Source organism: Candidatus Pelagibacter sp. PS_17 (genome assembly GCF_059417945.1).
The window spans coordinates 1,156,929-1,175,129 of the sequence record NZ_CM182073.1 but is presented as its reverse complement, the minus strand read 5'-3'; the positions used below and the strand labels follow the sequence as shown (position 1 = coordinate 1,175,129).

The window sequence follows — 18,201 nt, the reverse complement described above, 5'->3', positions numbered from 1 at the left end:
AAGACTTTTAGACAATGTGTGACTTGAAGAGCTAGGAGTCATATGTTAATTAAAACAAAATTTTAATAAATCTTCTAATATTTATAAGGAACAATAAATTGAGCAAAAATAAAGGTTTTTCTGAAACATCAGCAGGTAGATATTCCCTGGCACTTTATGAATTAGCTGTAGAAGCTAATAATTTAAGTGAGATCGAGGTTCATTCTGCTTCAATTATTAATTTAATTACTTCAAGTGAAGATTTTAAATCTTTAATCAAGGATCCAACGAATAACAAAGAAGACCAATTAAATGCTCTAAGTAAAATTTCAGAACAATATAAATTAAATGAATTATTAACTAAATTTTTAAGCTTTCTAATATCTAAAAGAAGATTCTTTTATGTGGATAAAATTCTAAAAAGCTTTGTTGAGACATGTTCAGTTAAAAGAGGTGAATTAAAAGCAGAATTAACTTCTGCAAAAGATCTTACTGAAAATGAAATTAACAATATAAAAGAAGAATTGACTAAAAACTTTAGTTCAAAAATAAAATTAAACTACAAACACGATGCAAGTTTAATTGGGGGTTTGATTGTGCAAGTCGGAAGCACAATGGTGGACACTTCCATTAAAAATAAATTACAACAAATCGAAAATAGGATGATAGAGGCATAAATGGATATAAACCCATCAGAAGTAACAAAGATATTAAAAGAGCAAATTAAAAAATTTGGCGATAAAGCAGAAGTGACTGAGGTTGGTCAAGTTTTGTCAGTAGGAGATGGTATTGCTAGAGTGTACGGATTAGACAATGTTCAAGCTGGAGAGATGGTAGAATTTTCTGATGGATCAAAAGGAATGGCTCTAAACTTAGAAAGTGAAAATGTTGGAGTTGTAATTTTTGGAGACGATAGAAAAATTAAAGAAGGTGACGTTGTTAAAAGAACAGGAAGTATTGTTGATACACCTGTTGGAAAAGAATTATTAGGAAGAGTTGTTGATGGATTAGGAAATCCAATTGATGGCAAAGGTGCTTTAGATAAAGCAACTAAAAGAAGTAGAGTTGAAGTAAAAGCTCCTGGAATTATTCCAAGACAATCTGTTAGTGAACCAATGCAAACAGGCTTAAAATCAATTGACAGTCTAGTTCCAGTTGGAAGAGGACAGCGTGAATTAATTATTGGGGATAGACAAACTGGAAAAACTGCAGTTGCTATCGATGCGATCATTAACCAGAAAAAAATAAATGAATCTGGTGATGAGAAGCAAAAACTTTATTGTATCTATGTTGCTATAGGTCAAAAAAGATCTACCGTTAGACAAATTCAAAAAACTTTAGAAGAAGCTGGTGCAATGGAATATACAACAATTGTTGCTGCTACTGCTTCAGATGCAGCGCCGCTTCAGTTTTTAGCACCATATACAGGCTGTACTATGGGTGAATATTATAGAGATAATGGTATGCATGCATTAATCATTTATGACGATTTATCTAAACAGGCTGTAGCTTATAGACAAATGTCACTTTTATTAAGAAGACCTCCAGGAAGAGAAGCTTATCCGGGAGATGTATTTTATTTACACAGCAGATTACTTGAGAGAGCAGCCAAGCTTAGTGATGAGCATGGTGGAGGTTCGTTAACCGCTCTTCCTATAATTGAAACGCAAGGTGGAGACGTATCTGCTTTTATTCCAACTAACGTTATTTCAATTACGGATGGTCAAATATTTCTTGAAACAGAATTATTTAACCAAGGAATTAGACCAGCGATTAACGTAGGTCTATCAGTTTCTAGAGTTGGATCTGCAGCACAAACAAAAGCAATGAAAAAAGTTTCTGGTTCAATGAAGCTAGAGCTTGCTCAATATAGAGAGATGGCTGCCTTTGCACAATTTGGATCTGATTTAGATGCATCTACACAAAAACTTTTAAATAGAGGTTCAAAACTAACTGAACTTTTAAAACAAAAACAATATTCCCCTATGACAGTTGCTGAACAAGTAATTTCAGTTTTCTGTGGAGTTAAAGGTTATTTGGATGATGTGGAACTTAAAGATATTGCTGAGTTCGAATCTAAGATTATTGAAAAATGTAAATCTGAAAAACCAGAAATTTTAGAATCTGTTTTAAGTTCAGGTAAGCTTGAAGAAGATACTGAAAAATCATTAGTTGATACTATCATGGAACTTAAGAAGAACTTTAATTCTTAAAATATGGCAACACTAGACGACTTAAAAAAAAGAATAGCGAGTGTAAAGTCTACACAAAAAATTACCAAAGCCATGAAAATGGTTGCGGCGGCTAAACTTAGAAGAGCGCAGGAAAATGCTGAAAAGGGAAGACCTTATTCTGAAAAAATGAATAACATTATTCTTAATTTATCTAGTGGCATTTCTGATAAGGAAAATGCTCCTAAGCTTCTTTCAGGAACAGGAGAAGATAAGGTTCATTTATGTATTGTGTTAACATCTGATCGTGGTCTATGTGGTGGTTTTAATACAAATATTATTAAAAAAGCCAAAACATATTTTCAAAAAATATCTGATGAGGGAAAAACTTTAAAAATTATAACCGTTGGATCTAAAGGGTATGATCAATTAAAAAGAGTTTATAAAGATGATATCGTAGAGAGAATGTCTTTTAAAGATTCAAAAACTATCAACTATCTAGATGCTGAAAAAGTGGGAAAAATGATAATTGAAAACTTTGAAAAAGAAGAATTTGATGTGTGTACAATTTTTTATAATAAATTTAAAAATGTAATCACTCAGATACCTCAAGAACAACAAATAATTCCTTTAAAAACATCTGAAGCAGAAGAAAATTCTTCTGAGGATAATTATGAATTTGAACCAGACGAAGATGAAATTTTAAGCAACTTATTGCCTAAAAATATATCTACTCAGATTTTTAAAGCGATGTTAGAAAATTCAGCTAGCGAACAGGGCTCAAGAATGAGTGCAATGGACAATGCAACCCGTAACGCAGGTGAAATGGTTGACAAGCTAACTATTGAGTATAATAGAAGTCGTCAAGCAGCTATTACAAAAGAACTAATTGAAATCATATCAGGAGCGGAAAGTTTATAATTATGAGCAAAGGAAAAATCACACAGATCATTGGAGCAGTAGTAGACGTAAAATTTGATGGAGAACTACCAGAAATTTTATCAGCATTAGAATGTAAAAATGGAGACAACAGATTAGTTTTAGAAGTTGCTCAGCACCTTGGTGAGTCAAGTGTTAGAACAATTGCAATGGATGCTACTGAAGGACTAAAAAGAGGAGACGAAGTAACTGCAACAGGTGCTCCTATACAAGTTCCAGTTGGTCCAGAAACTTTAGGAAGAATTATAAATGTAATAGGTGAACCTATCGATGAAAAAGGTGAAGTTAAAACAAAAGAGAAATGGCCAATTCATAGAGCTGCACCTGAATTTAGTGATCAGTCAACAGAGACAGAAATTCTAGTTACAGGAATTAAAGTAGTTGATCTATTAGCACCGTACGCCAAAGGAGGAAAAATTGGTTTATTTGGTGGTGCGGGTGTTGGTAAGACAGTACTTATTATGGAATTAATTAACAACGTAGCAAAAGCTCATGGTGGATTTTCTGTGTTTGCTGGTGTTGGAGAAAGAACTAGAGAAGGAAATGACCTTTATCACGAAATGATAGATTCAGGTGTTATTAAGCCAGAAGGTCCAGGATCAAAAGCTGCACTAGTGTATGGTCAAATGAATGAACCCCCAGGAGCTAGAGCAAGAGTTGCCTTAACAGGTTTAACTGTGGCTGAATATTTTAGAGATCAAGAAGGACAAGACGTATTATTCTTCGTTGATAATATCTTTAGATTTACTCAAGCAGGCTCTGAAGTTTCTGCACTATTAGGAAGAATTCCTTCAGCAGTGGGATATCAGCCTACACTTGCAACTGACATGGGTAATCTTCAAGAAAGAATTACGACTACTAACAAGGGTTCTATTACATCTGTACAAGCGATTTATGTACCAGCAGATGATTTAACTGACCCGGCACCTGCTACATCTTTTGCTCACTTAGATGCAACAACTGTATTATCGAGACAGATAGCTGAAATTGGAATTTATCCAGCAGTTGATCCTCTAGATTCTACTTCTAGAATTTTAGATCCTAGAATAGTTGGTGATGAGCATTACAGAGTTGCAAGAGAAGTGCAAAAAATTCTTCAAACTTACAAATCTCTGCAAGATATTATTGCAATTTTAGGAATGGATGAATTATCTGAAGAAGATAAATTAACAGTAGCTAGAGCGCGTAAAATACAAAGATTTTTATCACAACCTTTCTTTGTTGCTGAAGTCTTTACTGGTTCTCCAGGAAAATTAGTAGATTTAGAATCTACAATTAAAGGTTTTGCTGCAATATGTAATGGTGAGTATGATCATTTACCGGAAGCTGCATTTTATATGGTGGGCACAATTGAAGAAGCTGTAGAAAAAGCAGAAAAAATGGCGAAAGATGCTGCTGCATAATGAGTGAAGAGTTCAAAATAGAAATTGTAAACCCAGAAAAATCTTTTCTTTCAAAAGAAGATGTAACAGAAGTTGTTGTACCTGCTTTTGAGGGAGAAATGGGGATTTTAAAGGACCATATCTCAATTATTTCATTTCTAAAGCCAGGGATTATTAAAATCTTTTCTAAATCAGGTGAGGATAATTACTATGTTGAGGATGGAATTGTTGAATTTAAGAATAATAATTTATCAGTTCTAACAAGTTCTATTTTTAATATTAAAGATATTGATAAAGATAAAATTAGTGAACTACTTGCTCAAGCAGAAGAAAATTCAAAAAATAGTGACATTACAGATCAAAATAAATACTTAGTTGATCAAAAAATTGATGTGCTAAAAACTCTTAATTAAGAATTTCTTTTACTTTTTCTTTAACATCTTTGTACACATGTAGCTTAAAGTCTACAACTAGGTCAGTTATATTTTCTAGATCAATCCATTTCCATTCACAAAATTCAGGGTGTTTAGTTTTAATATCAATCTCATTATCTTGTCCTAAAAATCTCATTATAAACCACTTTTGTTCCTGACCTCTATATTTACCTTTCCAAATTATACCTAGTAAGTTTTTTGGTAATTCATAAGAGATTAATCCATCACATTCTTTGATTAGTTCAACATTTTTTATACTAGTTTCTTCTTCTAGCTCTCTGTAAGCAGCAGTTAAATAGTCCTCACCCTTATCAACACCACCTTGGGGCATCTGCCAAAAATTTTTTTGATTATCAATCCTTTTTGCAACAAAAACTTTATTATCTTTGTTCAGGACAACAATTCCAACCCCACTTCTAAGAGGTAAATTCACTTTACTATCTGGCATTTATCCGTTGAATAGTTTTATTGCAAAATTCAATTGATTATCAGTTTCAGAGTTAAATTTAAAATCATCCGAACCTTCTGCAACTTCTATATCAGGTGTTACACCTACTTCAGAAATAGATTTTCCTGAAGGGAGATAATATTTTGCAATTGTTAATCTAATAGCACCTCTATTTTTCAAAGGGATTATTGATTGCACAGAACCTTTTCCATAACTATTTTCTCCAAGTATAATAGCTCTTTTATGATCTTTTAATGCACCAGCTACTATTTCCGATGCTGAAGCTGATCCATAGTTAATAAGTATAATTAGTGTTTTACCATTTGTTAGATCACCTTTTTTAGCAAACCATTTTCTATTCTCTGAAGCTTGTCGACTTCTTGTTGATACAATCTCACCATTTTCTAAAAAAAAGTCTGAAATTTTAATTGCCTGAGAAAGCAAGCCACCTGGGTTGTTTCTTAAATCTAAGATATAACCCTTTAGATCTTTTTTTTTATTTAATTTATTAATTTTATCTTTAATTTGTTCACTGCTATTTTCGTTAAAGGAAGTTAATCTTATATAGCCAATGTTATTATCTATAAGTTCAGATTTTACAGACTGAACCTGAATAACTTCTCTCGTTATATTAAAAATTAATGCTTTTTTTACACCTCTTCTTCTAACTGTTATTTCAATACTTGATCCAACAGGTCCCCTCATTAAGTCTACTGCTTGCATTAATGTTTTGCCTTGGACCTGGGTATTATTAATTTTTACAATATAATCACCAGCTTTTAATCCTGCTTTTGATGCTGGAGTATTATCTATTGGTGATATTACTTTTACAACACCTGCTTCCATTCCAACTTCAATACCAAGCCCACCAAACTCTCCACTAGTTTCAGTTTGCATACCCTCAAAACTTTCAGGTGTCATATATGCGGAATAGGGATCAAGAGATTGCAATAAACCATTTATGGCTGAGTCCATACTTTTTGATTGATCAACTTCATCAACGTATTCTTTGCTAATTTTCTCAAGAACCTCACCAAACAAATCAATTTTTTTATATAAGTCGGTGTTTTCAGAAAAACTTTTTTGAAAAGTAAATAATAGTATTATAAAAAAAAGAAAAAATCTTTTAGTCAAAATCATATCATCACTTTTTCTTTAGGAATGATTTCTGACCATATTTTTTCTAATTCATAAAATTTTCTTTTATCGGGATGAAATATATGAACAATCAAATCTATACCATCAACTAATTTCCAATCACCACTTTCTTTTCCTTCAATTTTAGAATTTTTTATTCCATTGGTCTTTAATTTTTCTAGCACCATTTCAGATAAAGCTTGAATATGTCTAGAAGAAGTTCCACTTGCTATAATCATATAGTCAGCCATTGAACTTTTATTTTTAAGATCTATTGAAATAATATCTAGGGCTTTATTAGAATCTAGGGTTTTTAGGATTAAATCTTTAAGGTCTATGTTTTTTTCCATTAATTTATTTAACCTTATCAAATTTTTCTTAATTGAGAAGATGAAATATTAACCTTTTTAAAATTAATAAAAGATAATCTATTTTTATTTACACCATTATAGGTCACAGACTTTAGCGATTTAGCTTTATATCCCTGTCGATCAAATACAAGTAGATTGCATTTTTTTATAATGGATTTCCATTTATACCATTTATGAAAATTGATTAGATTGTCAGCACCCATAATAAAATAGATCTCAAATTTTTTATCTTTATTTAAGTAATTGATGAGGTCAATTGTTTTATTGGAGAGAACTTTTTCCTCATAAAATTTTACTTTAATAAAATTATTTTTACCAATAATTTTTTTTGCAAATTTTATTCTATTTTTTAGATCTGTTTTACTTGTATTTTTAAATGGGTTTTGTTTAGTAATTGCCCATATAATATTTTTTAATTCTAATATTTTTTTAGCCTGTTTAGAAATTTCTAAATGACCTTTGTGAGCAGGATCAAAAGTTCCCCCCAAGATTCCAATTTTTGTCTTTTTTTGTTTTAAGTTATTTTCTGGTTTTACCATTACTAATAATTTCGTATTTGTATGAAACGAGCTGCCCTAATCCAACAGGTCCTCTTGGAGGCAAAGTATTTGTCGAAATGCCAACCTCACCACCAAAACCGAATTCACCACCATCAGCAAATTGAGTAGATGTGTTATGCATTGCTATTGAACTTTTAACATTTTTTAAGAATTTATTTGCAGTTTTTTTATTTTTAGTAATGATAGAGTCAGTATGCATAGTCCCATATTTGTTAATATGGCTAATAGCGTCGTCACAATCTTTAACTGTTTTTACAGACACTGTTGATGATAAATATTCAGTAGACCAATCCTTTTCTTTTGCTGGATAAATCTTTCCCTTGTAATATTTTTCCAAAAAACGATCTCCATAAATTTTGCAGTTATTTTCTTCTAACTTTTTTAAAATTGGGTTACAGAATTTCTTAACAATTTTTTCATGCATCAAAATTGTTTCAGTAGCGCCACAAATACTAGTGTTTCTTAGCTTTGCATTATAGGTAACGTTTGTAGCCATCTTTAGATTGGCATCCTTATCAATAAAAGTATGACAAAGACCTTCCAAGTGACCGATAATAGGGATGTTAGAAAATTGTTGAACTCTTTTTACTAAATTTTTTCCACCACGAGGTATTATTACATCAATATAATCTTTCATTTTTGAAAGCATAAAGTCGACCATTTTTCTGTCTTTAGAGTCTATAAATTGAATAAAGTTTTCATTCACTCTAGTTTCCTTAAGCGACTTTCGAAATAGTTTTGCTAAAATTTTATTAGTATTTATAGCTTCAGAGCCACCCTTTAAAATTACAGCATTTCCAGATTTAAAGCATAAACTTGCAACATCAGATGTAACGTTGGGTCTGCTTTCATAAACAACACCTATAACACCAATAGGTATAGACACTCTGCTAATTGTTAAACCATTTGGTCTGCTCCATTTTTCTAAAGTAGCATCAACAGGATCTTTCAATTTAGCAATTTTATTTATAGAATTTTTTATGCCTATTAGCTTTTTTTCATCAATAGTTAATCTTTCTATCAGATTGCTTTTTAGGCCCTTGTTTAGAGCAAATTGAATATCTTTTTGATTAGCTTTAAATATAGATTTTTTTTCTTTGCCTAATAAGAAAGCATATTTTTTTAAAACTTTATTTTTAGTTTTTGAATTAACTTTATCAAGTGATGCCTTTCTTGCATTTTGACCTATTAATCTCATATATCTGCTCATTCTATACCTCTACTATATCATCTTTATGAATTACTTCTGATTTGGAAATATATCCTAGTAATTTTTCTATTTCTTTCGAGTGGTGACCCATTATTTTTTCTATTTCATTAGATGAAAAAGAGCTAAGTCCTCTTGCACATTCGTAATTATTTTTATCTAAAACTTTAATATGATCTCCTTTACTAAATCGCCCAGATACTTTTTTTATTCCTGCTGCTAATAAACTTTTACCATTTGAAAGTGCTTGTTTCGCACCATCATCAATAATCAGCGCACCTTTAGGTGAAACAGAGCTGATAATCCATTTTTTTCTAGCATCTAATTTTGAAACCTTAGGCAAAAACCATGTACAATTATTCTCTTCAGTTATTTTTTTAATAGGTCGGTTTATTAAGCCATTTGCTATTACCATCTGGCATCCTGATAATTGACAGATTTTAGCAGCATCTATTTTAGTTTTCATGCCACCCGTACCATGCTCACTAATACTTTTGGTCGCTATTTTTTCTATATCTTTATCTATATTTCTTATTTCTTTTATTAATTTTGCATTTTTATATATTTTTGGATTATGTGTATAAAGACCATCTACATCAGAAAGCAAAATAAGGGAGTCTGCACCTGATATTTGTGCAACACGAGATGCTAATCTGTCATTATCACCATACTTAATCTCTGAAGTAGCGATAGTATCATTTTCATTTACTATTGGTACAAAGCCCAGTTTAAATAAATTATCAAAAGTTCTTTTTGCGTTAAGGGCTCTTCTTCTTTGTTCTGTATCTTCTAGAGTGAGAAGAATTTGAGAAATATTAATTTTTAATTTAACAAATGTTTCTGAAAATAAGTTCATTAGTTCAATTTGCCCAATAGAAGCAACAGCCTGACTTTTATCAATCTTAAGGTTTTTTTTGCTAATATTTAGTTTTTTGCAACCCATTGCTATTGCTCCAGAGCTTACAATAATAACTTTTTTATTCTGTTTTATTAATTCCTGAATATCTTTAGCAAATTCAGTGAGCCATTTTCTCCTTACTTTTTTTTTGTCATCTATTAACAAGGATGAACCAATCTTAATTACAATTATTTTAGAATCTTTAAGATACATAGGAGAGCAATTTAGCTTTAATTCTAGATATTGAGCCTTTTTCTAATGTTGAGAGTGTAACCACCTCAGAATCTTTATTTTTAGAAAAATTTTTTAAAATTTCTTTCACTTCTTCTTCTTCTAATAAGTCTGTCTTATTTAATACAATTATCTCTTTTTTTTCTAGTAAATCTTTACTGTAACTCCCCAACTCATTTCGAACTTGTTTATACGTATTTTCAAGGTCCTCATCAGTAATATCTATTAAATGCATTAAAGTTTTGCATCTTTCTATGTGTTTTAAAAATTGAATACCAAGACCTACACCCTCGTGCGCACCTTCAACCAATCCAGGAATATCAGCTAGAGTTATTTCTTTATCATCATAACTTGCAACACCAAGATTTGGATTTAATGTTGTAAATTTATAGTTAGCAATTTTAGGCATCGCATTTGTAATGGAAGCTAATAAGCTTGATTTACCTGCATTAGGTAGTCCAACAATACCAACATCAGCAATAGTTTTTAACTGAAGCCAGATTACATACTCTTCACCAGGCGCACCTTTAGTAAATTTTTTGGGAGCTCTATTAGTGGAACTTTTAAATCGAGTATTTCCTAGACCACCTTTACCACCATTAGCTACAATAAATTCTTCACCTTCTTTTTTAAAATCATAAATTAAGGTTTTATTATCTTCTTCAAAAACTTGCGTACCTATTGGAACTTTTAAAATTAAATCTTCTCCACTGTGACCTGTACGATTTTGTCCAGAGCCATTAACTCCTCTTCCTGCTTTATGGTGTTGTTGAAATCTATAATCGATAAGAGTATTTAAATTTCTTTCTGACCTAAGATATATGGTGCCACCTTTACCTCCATCGCCACCATCAGGTCCGCCGTATTCAATAAATTTTTCTCTACGGAAGCTAGGAGATCCATGTCCTCCATTGCCTGCTTTTACATAAATTTTAACTTGATCTAGAAACTTCATAATACAACTCTTAGTTTTTTAGTTGTACTACTAATTGGGCTTTACTGAAACGAATGTTCTATCTGATTTACCCTTTTTGAAAACAACTTTTCCTTCAACAACAGAAAAAATTGAATGATCTTTACCCATCCCCACGTTTTCACCAGGAAAAATTTTTGTGCCTCTTTGTCTTACAATTATGTTTCCAGGAATTACTACTTCACCACCATACTTTTTAACGCCAAGTCTACGACCGGCACTATCTCTTCCGTTTCTCGATGATCCACCTGCTTTTTTTGTTGCCATAATTTACCTAATTTATTTGCTTGCTACTTCAGTCTCAACTTTTTCAACTTTTTTAGTTGGTTTTACCATTTTCTCAGCTTCTGATAAAACTTTACCATCTTTTGAAAAAATTTTGCTAATTCTAATTAATGAATACTGTTGTCTATGACCATTTTTTCTTCTTGAATTCTGTCTTCTTCTTTTTTTAAATATTAAAATAGTTCTATTTTTACCATTTTCTACAAGGTCGGCTTCAACTTTTGCACCTTCAACTACTGGAGAACCAACTTCAATAGTTTTATCATCTCCATAAGCTAGGATTTCTTTAAATTCGATTTTAGTTTCAGGTTTAGAATCCTCTAATCTTTCAATTTTAAGGATTTCACCAGCTTTAACTTTATACTGTTTTCCACCTGTTTGTATTATTGCGTATGACATTGTTTAATCTGTTTTTTATAATCAGCAATATAGTCTTGACCAAATTATAGTCAAGCGCGAATAAGCTAAAAATTGTCCTTTAAATCTCTCAATTTTGAAAAGCTTTCCTCTGTACCCGATCTAAGAAAAATATTGCACTCTAATTCCTCTTTAATCGTAGATGGAATAGTAGGTAGGTTTTTTTCTAATTTTTCATCTATAAGTTTAATCTTAACTTTAAGGCTTTCATTATCTTGGTCGTGAGCAATACAAAATTTAGAGTTTTGTTTGGTATATTCATGTCCGCAATAGACCTTAGTTTTTTCTGGCAGAGCTTTTATTTTCATCAATGAATTATACATCTGTGAGTATGTTCCTTCAAAAATCTTGCCACAACCAAGTGAAAAGAGGGTGTCTCCAGTAAAAACAGACTCTTCATTATAAAAATAAAAACATATATGGCCAAGGGTATGACCAGGTATATGAAATATTTTAGCCTGGAAATTTTCTTCGTGCCAAATGTCCTGATCACCAACAAGTATATCTATTTCTGGAATTCTATCTTTGTCTCCTTTGTATCCAATAACACTAGCTCCATATTTTTCTTTTAATTCTTTATTTCCCCCAACATGATCATAATGATGATGTGTATTTAATATATATTTTAAATGTATATTTTTATCTTCCAAATATTTGATAACAGGTTTTGCTTCACTAGGGTCAATCACACATGCAATATTTTTAGCTTTATCAATAATTAGATAAGAATAATTATCCTGTAGACAGCGTATTATTTCAATTTCCATTTAACTTTCAATTAAAAAAATACCCAATTCTGCAGATAAATTTTTAGTATTTAGATTAAGTCTATTAATAGAAGATATCTTTTCGTTATGTAGAGCTAATGATTTATCTAATTTAATTTTTCTATTTTCACAAAAATTATAAAAATCTTTTATAGTGCACATATGAAGGTTGGGAGTATTGTACCACTCATCAGGTAGATTTTTTGTAATTGGCATTGTTCCTTTAATTAATAGGTGAAGTCTAACCTTCCAAAAACCAAAATTAGGTATTGTAACAATAGCTTTTTTGCCAACTCTTAATAGTTCTTTGATAACTATTTCAGGATTTAAAAATGCTTGTAATGTTTGACTTAAAATAACGAAATCAAAGGAACTGTCAGGAAATTGTAATAGATCTTTTTCTGCATCACCTTCGATAACAGTTAGTCCTTTTGATAAACATTTTTGAACATTATCTTTTGAGATTTCTATTCCTCTTATGTCTATTTCTTTATTATATTTAAGATATTCCATTAATATGCCATCTCCACACCCCACATCTAAAACTCTAGTATTTTTTTCAATTAAATCGGAGATTATTTTAAATTCTTGTTTCATGTTTAGTTTTTAGAATAAGCTGTTTTAATATAGTCACCTAGAGTATTTAAAAATTTAGGAACTTTTAAAAGGAATGAATCGTGCCCTTTGTCAGATTCAATTTCAACAAATCCGACCTCAGCACCTATAGCATTTAAGGCTATAACAATTTCTTTATTTTCAGAGGTTGGATAAAGCCAATCAGAAGTAAAAGATATAATAAGAAACTTAGTTTTAGTTTTTTCAAATGCTTTAGATAAATTACCATGATGTTCTTTTACTAGATCAAAATAGTCCATTGCTCTTGTTATGTATAGGTAGCTATTGGCGTCAAATCTATCAACAAATACAGATCCTTGATATCTTAAGTAGCTTTCAATTTGAAAGTCAGCATCAAAACCAAATTTCAAATCATCTCTTTCTTGTAACTTCCTTCCAAATTTTTCTTGAAGACCATCTTTAGACAAATAAGTTATATGAGCAGCCATTCTTGCAACAGATAATCCTTTATTAGGATTTTTATTTTGATTGGAATAATCACCATTCTCCCAATTAGCATCAGCCATAATTGATTGTCTACCAAGTTCATTAAAGGCAATGTTCTGTGCCGAATGACTAGCTGTACAGGCTATTGGAATAGCAACTTTTGCTTTATCAGGGAAGTTATTAACAAATTGAAGTGTCTGCATACCACCCATTGATCCACCCATAACAGCAAATAATTTTTCAATATTAAAAAAATTTAAGAGATTAAATTGTGCATTAACCATATCATTAATAGTTATAACTGGAAAAGTAGTACCATATTTTTTATTGGTATCAGGGTTAATTTCACTGGGACCATACGAGCCCATACAGCCACCAATAACATTGGCACAAATTACAAAATATTTATCAGTATCAATGACCTTACCAGGTCCAACAGCATATGACCACCAACCATCTTTTTTAGTAATTGGGTTTATTCCAGAAACGAATTGGTCACCAGTTAAAGCATGAAAAATAAGAATAGCATTATCTTTCTTCTCATTTAGGGAGCCATAAGTTTCGTAAGCTAGAGAATAATTATTGATAATTTGACCACAATCTAATTTTAATGGCTTATCAATTATAATATTTTTTATGTTCACATTTTTATTCATAAATATTAGCCAAATTTGAATTGTGAGACAAAAAAACTTATTTAGCAGTTTTTTTTAAGCGCTCGCAATTCAGTTAAATCAGCGCATATTTTTTGTACTAGATAGCATTTCTTATGTCAATTTTTTTAAAAAATGACTTATTCTATATGAAAGGATAATATTTTATTTATAAGGTAAATTAAATTAATACAATGACAGTTCCAAAATTTAAAAAATTCAATATCGAGGCCTATAAACCAGGTAAGTCAAATATAGCAAAAATACGAAATATTATAAAATTATCAGCAAATGAGTCAGCTCTTGGTGTAAGCCCGAGAGTAAAGAAAATTTTACAGAATAAAAAATTGTTAATATCAAAGTATCCAGACGGTAAAGCAAAAAACTTAAGAAAAGAAATTTCAAAGAAATTTAAGTGTGATTTTGAGAGAATAATTTGTGGTGCAGGGTCAGATGAAATTATTCAAATGATTTGTCAGTTATACTTAAAACCCTCTGATGAAGTGATTGTTCCTCAATATAGCTTTTTAATGTACAGGATATATGCACAAATAGTGGGGGCAAAAGTTGTTTTTTCTAAGGAAAAAAATTTTAAAGTTTCGATAAATGAAATTATTAAGAAAGTAACAAGAAAAACCAAGCTAGTATTTATTGCTAATCCAAATAACCCAACAGGAACATACTTAACTAGAGCAGAATTAATAGACTTAAGAAAGAAATTAAATAAAAACATTTTACTAGTTTTAGATGATGCGTATTTTGAATATATGAAAAATAAAGATTATAAATCTGGTTTAGATTTATTTAAAAATAAAGATAATGTTGTTGTGATAAGAACTTTTTCAAAAATATATGGACTGGCCTCCTTAAGAGTTGGCTGGGGTCATGGGCCAAAAAAAATTATATCTGCAATGAACTTAATTAGACCTCCATTTAATGTAAATCAAGTTGCACAGATGGCAGCAATAGAAGCTTTAAAAGATAGAAAATTTATTAATAATTCTGTGAAACACAATATTAGAGAAGCAAATAAAGTTAGAAATGTTTTACAAAAACTAAAAATTCTCTCAAATGAAGTAACGGCTAATTTTTTATTATTAAATTTTGATAGATGTAAATTTTCAGCTAACTATATTTTTAACAAACTTCAGTCAAAAGGAATTATATTAAGATCTACAGATGATGGGTATAATATTAAAAACAAATTAAGATTAACAATTGGATCAACAAAAGAGAATATGAGATTCATAACAACAATTAAGGCTATCTTTAATTGATTATGAAAAATATTTTAATTATAGGCTGTGGTTTAATTGGCTCTTCATTATTAAGAGCAATTTCTGAGAAAAAAATAGCTAAAAAAATATTTGTCTATGAAAAATCAAAATCAAATATTTTAAAAATCAAAAAATTAAAATTACCATGTGAAATTACAAATGATTTAAAGCAAATTATCCCATACTTAGATTTGATAATATTTTGTACTCCACTAGGAGAATATGAAAAAATAATTTTAAAGATAAACAGATATTTATTACCCAAAACTATTATTACAGATGTTGGATCATCTAAAGAAAAGTCTATGGATTTAATTAAAAGAAAATTAAAAAAAGGAATTTTTTGGACATCCAGTCACCCTATTGCAGGTTCAGAAGTTAGTGGCCCAGAAAATGGAGTAAAAAATTTATTCCTTAATAAATGGTGCATATTAATAAAAGAAAAAAATACCAACAGAAAACATCTTCTGATACTTGCCAAGTTCTGGAAAAAAATTGGTTCAAAAGTTGCAATTATGGACTCAAAAAAACATGATACGGTTTTTTCTATGACCAGTCATTTGCCTCATTTAATTGCATATAATTTGGTTAAAACAGCTACAGACTTTGAAAAACAACAAAGATATGAATTAATAAAATTTAGTGCCGGTGGTTTGAGAGATTTTTCAAGAATTGCTGCATCTAATGAAATTATGTGGAGAGATATTTTTTTTAATAATCAAAAAAATATTTCAAAAGTTATTGATCTGTTTATTAAAAATTTACGTTCATTTAAAAGAGATATTCAATTTAAAAATAATAAATCTATTATTAAAAAATTAGTTAATACTAAGAAGGTTAGGAAAAAAATAATTAAGTTAAAACAAGATATTAATAAGCCAGATTTTGGAAGAAATTAGTATTTTATAGGGGATATTTTTTTTACAGTTAATTTTGCTGTTCTTTCAATTCTATTTATTGTCTCTTTTATATTCATAATCAAAACTTTCTTTTCAGGACCATATGCATGAATTAATTTTTGAGCGTTAATACAGACAGCAACATGACCTTTCCAAAAAATAATATCACCTTTTTTAAAAACTTTACTTCTATTTTTTTTTGCTGAATATTTTATTTGGTCTTTTGTGTCTCGTGGATAAAATTTATTATTATAGTAAAAAAATAATTGTAAAATAGCAGAGCAGTCTATACCTCTATAAGTTTTACCACCCCATAGATATTTAATTCCTAAAAATATTTTTAATACTTTTAAATAATCTTTTTCTATATGATTAATTTTTTTTATATTACTTTTTTTAATCCATTTATTTTTTTCAAACTCTATGAATTTTTTATTTTCATTAATTATTGAAATTCTTGATGCAAAGGGTAAAAAATTTTTTGTTTTATTTTTTTGTTTATTATAAATATTTGTTTTTAAAGTAAATATTTTATGAGTTGGTTGGTGGTCTTTTGTGTAATCTTTATTTTTTATGTATCCAGTATAATTATCGAATAAAGTCTTTATTTTTATCCAACTTTTATTCCTAGATATAATCTTAAATTTTTCTCCGTACAAAATTTGAGAGGTAACCTCAGAAAATATATTGGGCTTTTTATAGATATTTGATAATGGTTTTTTATAAAAATAACTATCTTTCATGAAGTTTTAATTTATCTTTTATAAACCATAAACAAATCAAAGAAGGTATTACCATGATGGCAGTAATGATAAAAAATACTCCCCAATCTCCATTAAGCCAATCTACTAATGCTCCAGATGATGATGCAAGTGTAGTTCTGCCTGCAGTTCCTATTGATGCAAGTAACGCGTATTGGGTTGCAGTATATGTTCGGTCTACTAGTAATGAAATAAATGCTACAAATGCAACTGTTGCAAATGCTGCTGCTATATCATCAAATATGACAGCTACTGCGAATAATAACTCGGATTTATCACTCCATGCTAAGACTGTGAATAATAAGTTAGTTGCAGCCATTAATATTCCTGCAACAAACATTGCTTTTAAAACACCAGATCTAATTACAAAAAGTCCACCCAGCAATGTAAACATAACTGTAGTAATCCAACCTAAAGTTTTAGAATAAATTGCAATATCACCTTTAGAGAAGCCTATTTCTTTATAAAAAACTATCGACATACGTCCAAGAAAGGCCTCACCAATCTTAAATAAAAAAATAAAACTTAAAATTCCAACAGCAATTGTAAAACCATTTTTCCTAAAAAAGCTTATTATAGGGCCACCTAATGTGCTGCTTATCCATGTTATAAAATTAGTTATAATATTTTTTGATCCAAGTTTACTTTCTATAAGTTTATCAGTTTCTTTTTGTTTTTTTTGTCTATCAGTATAAAGAGGCTCATGGACAAACATCAAACCTATATTCATTAAAATTACTAGAATTCCTAAAATTAAAAATGTAATTTGCCAGTAATTTGTAACACCCATATTCTCTAAATATTCTGCTGTAAATAAAGCTATTACACCACCTAATTTGTATCCACTCCACCAGCCAACAACAGCCATAGCAGCGCCAGCGGCCATTGATTTACTTTCGTGTTCGCCTATTTGTTCAATTCTTAAAGCATCAACTGTAATATCTTGTGTTGCTGATGCTATAGCAATAATTAAACCAACTGTAATTAGTAGCGCAAGGTTTTCGGTAGGATTAATGAAACTCCAAGTAACAAGACAAGCTAAAATTGCAATTTGCATTAAAACTATCCAGCCTCTTCTATGACCAAGTTTTTTTGTTAGGTAGGGTATTTGAAATCTATCAATAAGGGGGGCCCATAAATAATTAAAAGCATAAACAGCAAATATTAGTCCTGCCCAACCAATTGTTGATCTGCTTAAGCCCTCTTCTTTGAGCCATAGACTTAAACTGCTCCCAATTAAAACCCAGGGAAAACCAGAGATTGCACCTAATAATAATATTCTAAGCATTCTCTTATCAAAGTAGACAGCAAAAGTTTCTGATAAGGATTGTTTTTTAATTTCAATCATAG

21 protein-coding genes are annotated in these 18,201 nt (G+C 30.1%); 7 read left to right on the top strand and 14 right to left on the bottom strand.

The genetic code is table 11. The features are described 5' to 3' along the window. The first annotated feature begins 98 nt into the window (after positions 1-98). Genes atpH through atpC form a run of 5 tightly spaced genes read left to right on the top strand, consistent with a single transcriptional unit; the run spans position 99 to position 4,884 of the window. A complete protein-coding gene (gene atpH / locus AC5SML_RS06245) occupies positions 99-656 on the top strand; it encodes an ATP synthase F1 subunit delta (RefSeq protein ID WP_018413614.1) in 558 nt (185 codons plus the stop codon). Further along, entirely contained in the window at positions 657-2,192 is a 1,536-nt protein-coding gene (gene atpA / locus AC5SML_RS06240; RefSeq protein WP_006997678.1) for a F0F1 ATP synthase subunit alpha, read from the top strand. It abuts the gene before it with no gap. A gap of 3 nt (positions 2,193-2,195) precedes the next feature. After that, on the top strand, positions 2,196-3,071 hold the full coding sequence (locus tag AC5SML_RS06235) for a F0F1 ATP synthase subunit gamma (protein ID WP_494598735.1): 876 nt from the start codon (positions 2,196-2,198) through the stop codon (positions 3,069-3,071). A gap of 2 nt (positions 3,072-3,073) precedes the next feature. Further along, entirely contained in the window at positions 3,074-4,492 is a 1,419-nt protein-coding gene (atpD, locus tag AC5SML_RS06230; RefSeq protein WP_006997680.1) for a F0F1 ATP synthase subunit beta, read from the top strand. Further along, on the top strand, positions 4,492-4,884 hold the full coding sequence (gene atpC / locus AC5SML_RS06225) for an ATP synthase F1 subunit epsilon (RefSeq protein ID WP_018413613.1): 393 nt from the start codon (positions 4,492-4,494) through the stop codon (positions 4,882-4,884). Before atpD ends, atpC begins: the two co-directional genes overlap by 1 nt. Here the strand turns inward: atpC and AC5SML_RS06220 are convergent. The 12 genes from AC5SML_RS06220 to metX form a co-directional block, all read right to left on the bottom strand. After that, positions 4,877-5,353 (bottom strand): RNA pyrophosphohydrolase, encoded by a 477-nt coding sequence (locus AC5SML_RS06220; RefSeq protein ID WP_020168880.1) that lies wholly within the window; start codon positions 5,351-5,353, stop codon positions 4,877-4,879. The two genes, atpC and AC5SML_RS06220, sit on opposite strands and share 8 nt — an antisense overlap. Further along, positions 5,354-6,493 (bottom strand): S41 family peptidase, encoded by a 1,140-nt coding sequence (locus AC5SML_RS06215; protein ID WP_494617073.1) that lies wholly within the window; start codon positions 6,491-6,493, stop codon positions 5,354-5,356. Then, a complete protein-coding gene (gene rsfS, locus AC5SML_RS06210) occupies positions 6,490-6,840 on the bottom strand; it encodes a ribosome silencing factor (protein WP_006997684.1) in 351 nt (116 codons plus the stop codon). The genes AC5SML_RS06215 and rsfS overlap by 4 nt, the downstream gene beginning before the upstream one ends. A gap of 17 nt (positions 6,841-6,857) precedes the next feature. Beyond that, positions 6,858-7,400: a nicotinate (nicotinamide) nucleotide adenylyltransferase gene (gene nadD, locus AC5SML_RS06205; RefSeq protein WP_006997685.1), complete on the bottom strand. Its 543-nt coding sequence runs from the start codon at positions 7,398-7,400 to the stop codon at positions 6,858-6,860. Beyond that, positions 7,381-8,631: a glutamate-5-semialdehyde dehydrogenase gene (locus tag AC5SML_RS06200; protein ID WP_494617072.1), complete on the bottom strand. Its 1,251-nt coding sequence runs from the start codon at positions 8,629-8,631 to the stop codon at positions 7,381-7,383. The genes nadD and AC5SML_RS06200 overlap by 20 nt, the downstream gene beginning before the upstream one ends. A gap of 1 nt (position 8,632) precedes the next feature. Further along, positions 8,633-9,739 carry a glutamate 5-kinase gene (gene proB, locus AC5SML_RS06195; protein WP_018413609.1) on the bottom strand — a complete coding sequence of 369 codons (1,107 nt, stop codon included), beginning with the start codon at positions 9,737-9,739 and terminating at the stop codon, positions 8,633-8,635. Continuing rightward, positions 9,729-10,712 carry an Obg family GTPase CgtA gene (gene cgtA / locus AC5SML_RS06190; RefSeq protein WP_006997688.1) on the bottom strand — a complete coding sequence of 328 codons (984 nt, stop codon included), beginning with the start codon at positions 10,710-10,712 and terminating at the stop codon, positions 9,729-9,731. The genes proB and cgtA overlap by 11 nt, the downstream gene beginning before the upstream one ends. Before the next feature lie 30 nt (positions 10,713-10,742). After that, the gene (gene rpmA / locus AC5SML_RS06185; RefSeq protein ID WP_006997689.1) at positions 10,743-10,997 is read right to left on the bottom strand and encodes a 50S ribosomal protein L27; all 255 of its coding nucleotides are present in this window, start codon (positions 10,995-10,997) and stop codon (positions 10,743-10,745) included. A 12-nt stretch (positions 10,998-11,009) separates the two neighbouring features. Further along, positions 11,010-11,414: a 50S ribosomal protein L21 gene (gene rplU, locus AC5SML_RS06180; protein WP_006997690.1), complete on the bottom strand. Its 405-nt coding sequence runs from the start codon at positions 11,412-11,414 to the stop codon at positions 11,010-11,012. A gap of 65 nt (positions 11,415-11,479) precedes the next feature. Next, a complete protein-coding gene (gene gloB / locus AC5SML_RS06175) occupies positions 11,480-12,199 on the bottom strand; it encodes a hydroxyacylglutathione hydrolase (protein ID WP_494587272.1) in 720 nt (239 codons plus the stop codon). Continuing rightward, entirely contained in the window at positions 12,200-12,796 is a 597-nt protein-coding gene (gene metW, locus AC5SML_RS06170) for a methionine biosynthesis protein MetW (protein ID WP_018413606.1), read from the bottom strand. Between the two features lie 2 nt (positions 12,797-12,798). After that, positions 12,799-13,917: a homoserine O-acetyltransferase MetX gene (gene metX, locus AC5SML_RS06165; RefSeq protein ID WP_494617070.1), complete on the bottom strand. Its 1,119-nt coding sequence runs from the start codon at positions 13,915-13,917 to the stop codon at positions 12,799-12,801. Positions 13,918-14,108: 191 nt separating this feature from the next. Between metX and hisC the strand changes: the two genes are divergently transcribed. Then, positions 14,109-15,191 carry a histidinol-phosphate transaminase gene (hisC, locus tag AC5SML_RS06160; protein WP_494617069.1) on the top strand — a complete coding sequence of 361 codons (1,083 nt, stop codon included), beginning with the start codon at positions 14,109-14,111 and terminating at the stop codon, positions 15,189-15,191. Positions 15,192-15,193: 2 nt separating this feature from the next. Then, positions 15,194-16,090 (top strand): prephenate dehydrogenase, encoded by an 897-nt coding sequence (locus AC5SML_RS06155; RefSeq protein ID WP_494617067.1) that lies wholly within the window; start codon positions 15,194-15,196, stop codon positions 16,088-16,090. On the opposite strand, the gene AC5SML_RS06150 is transcribed toward AC5SML_RS06155, so the two are convergent. Both AC5SML_RS06150 and AC5SML_RS06145 read right to left on the bottom strand, forming a co-directional pair. Next, positions 16,087-16,833: a C40 family peptidase gene (locus AC5SML_RS06150; RefSeq protein ID WP_494617065.1), complete on the bottom strand. Its 747-nt coding sequence runs from the start codon at positions 16,831-16,833 to the stop codon at positions 16,087-16,089. The genes AC5SML_RS06155 and AC5SML_RS06150 overlap by 4 nt on opposite strands. Beyond that, positions 16,823-18,199, bottom strand: coding sequence for an AmpG family muropeptide MFS transporter (locus tag AC5SML_RS06145; protein WP_494591715.1), 1,377 nt, complete (start codon positions 18,197-18,199; stop codon positions 16,823-16,825). Before AC5SML_RS06145 ends, AC5SML_RS06150 begins: the two co-directional genes overlap by 11 nt. Between the last annotated feature and the right edge of the window lie 2 nt (positions 18,200-18,201).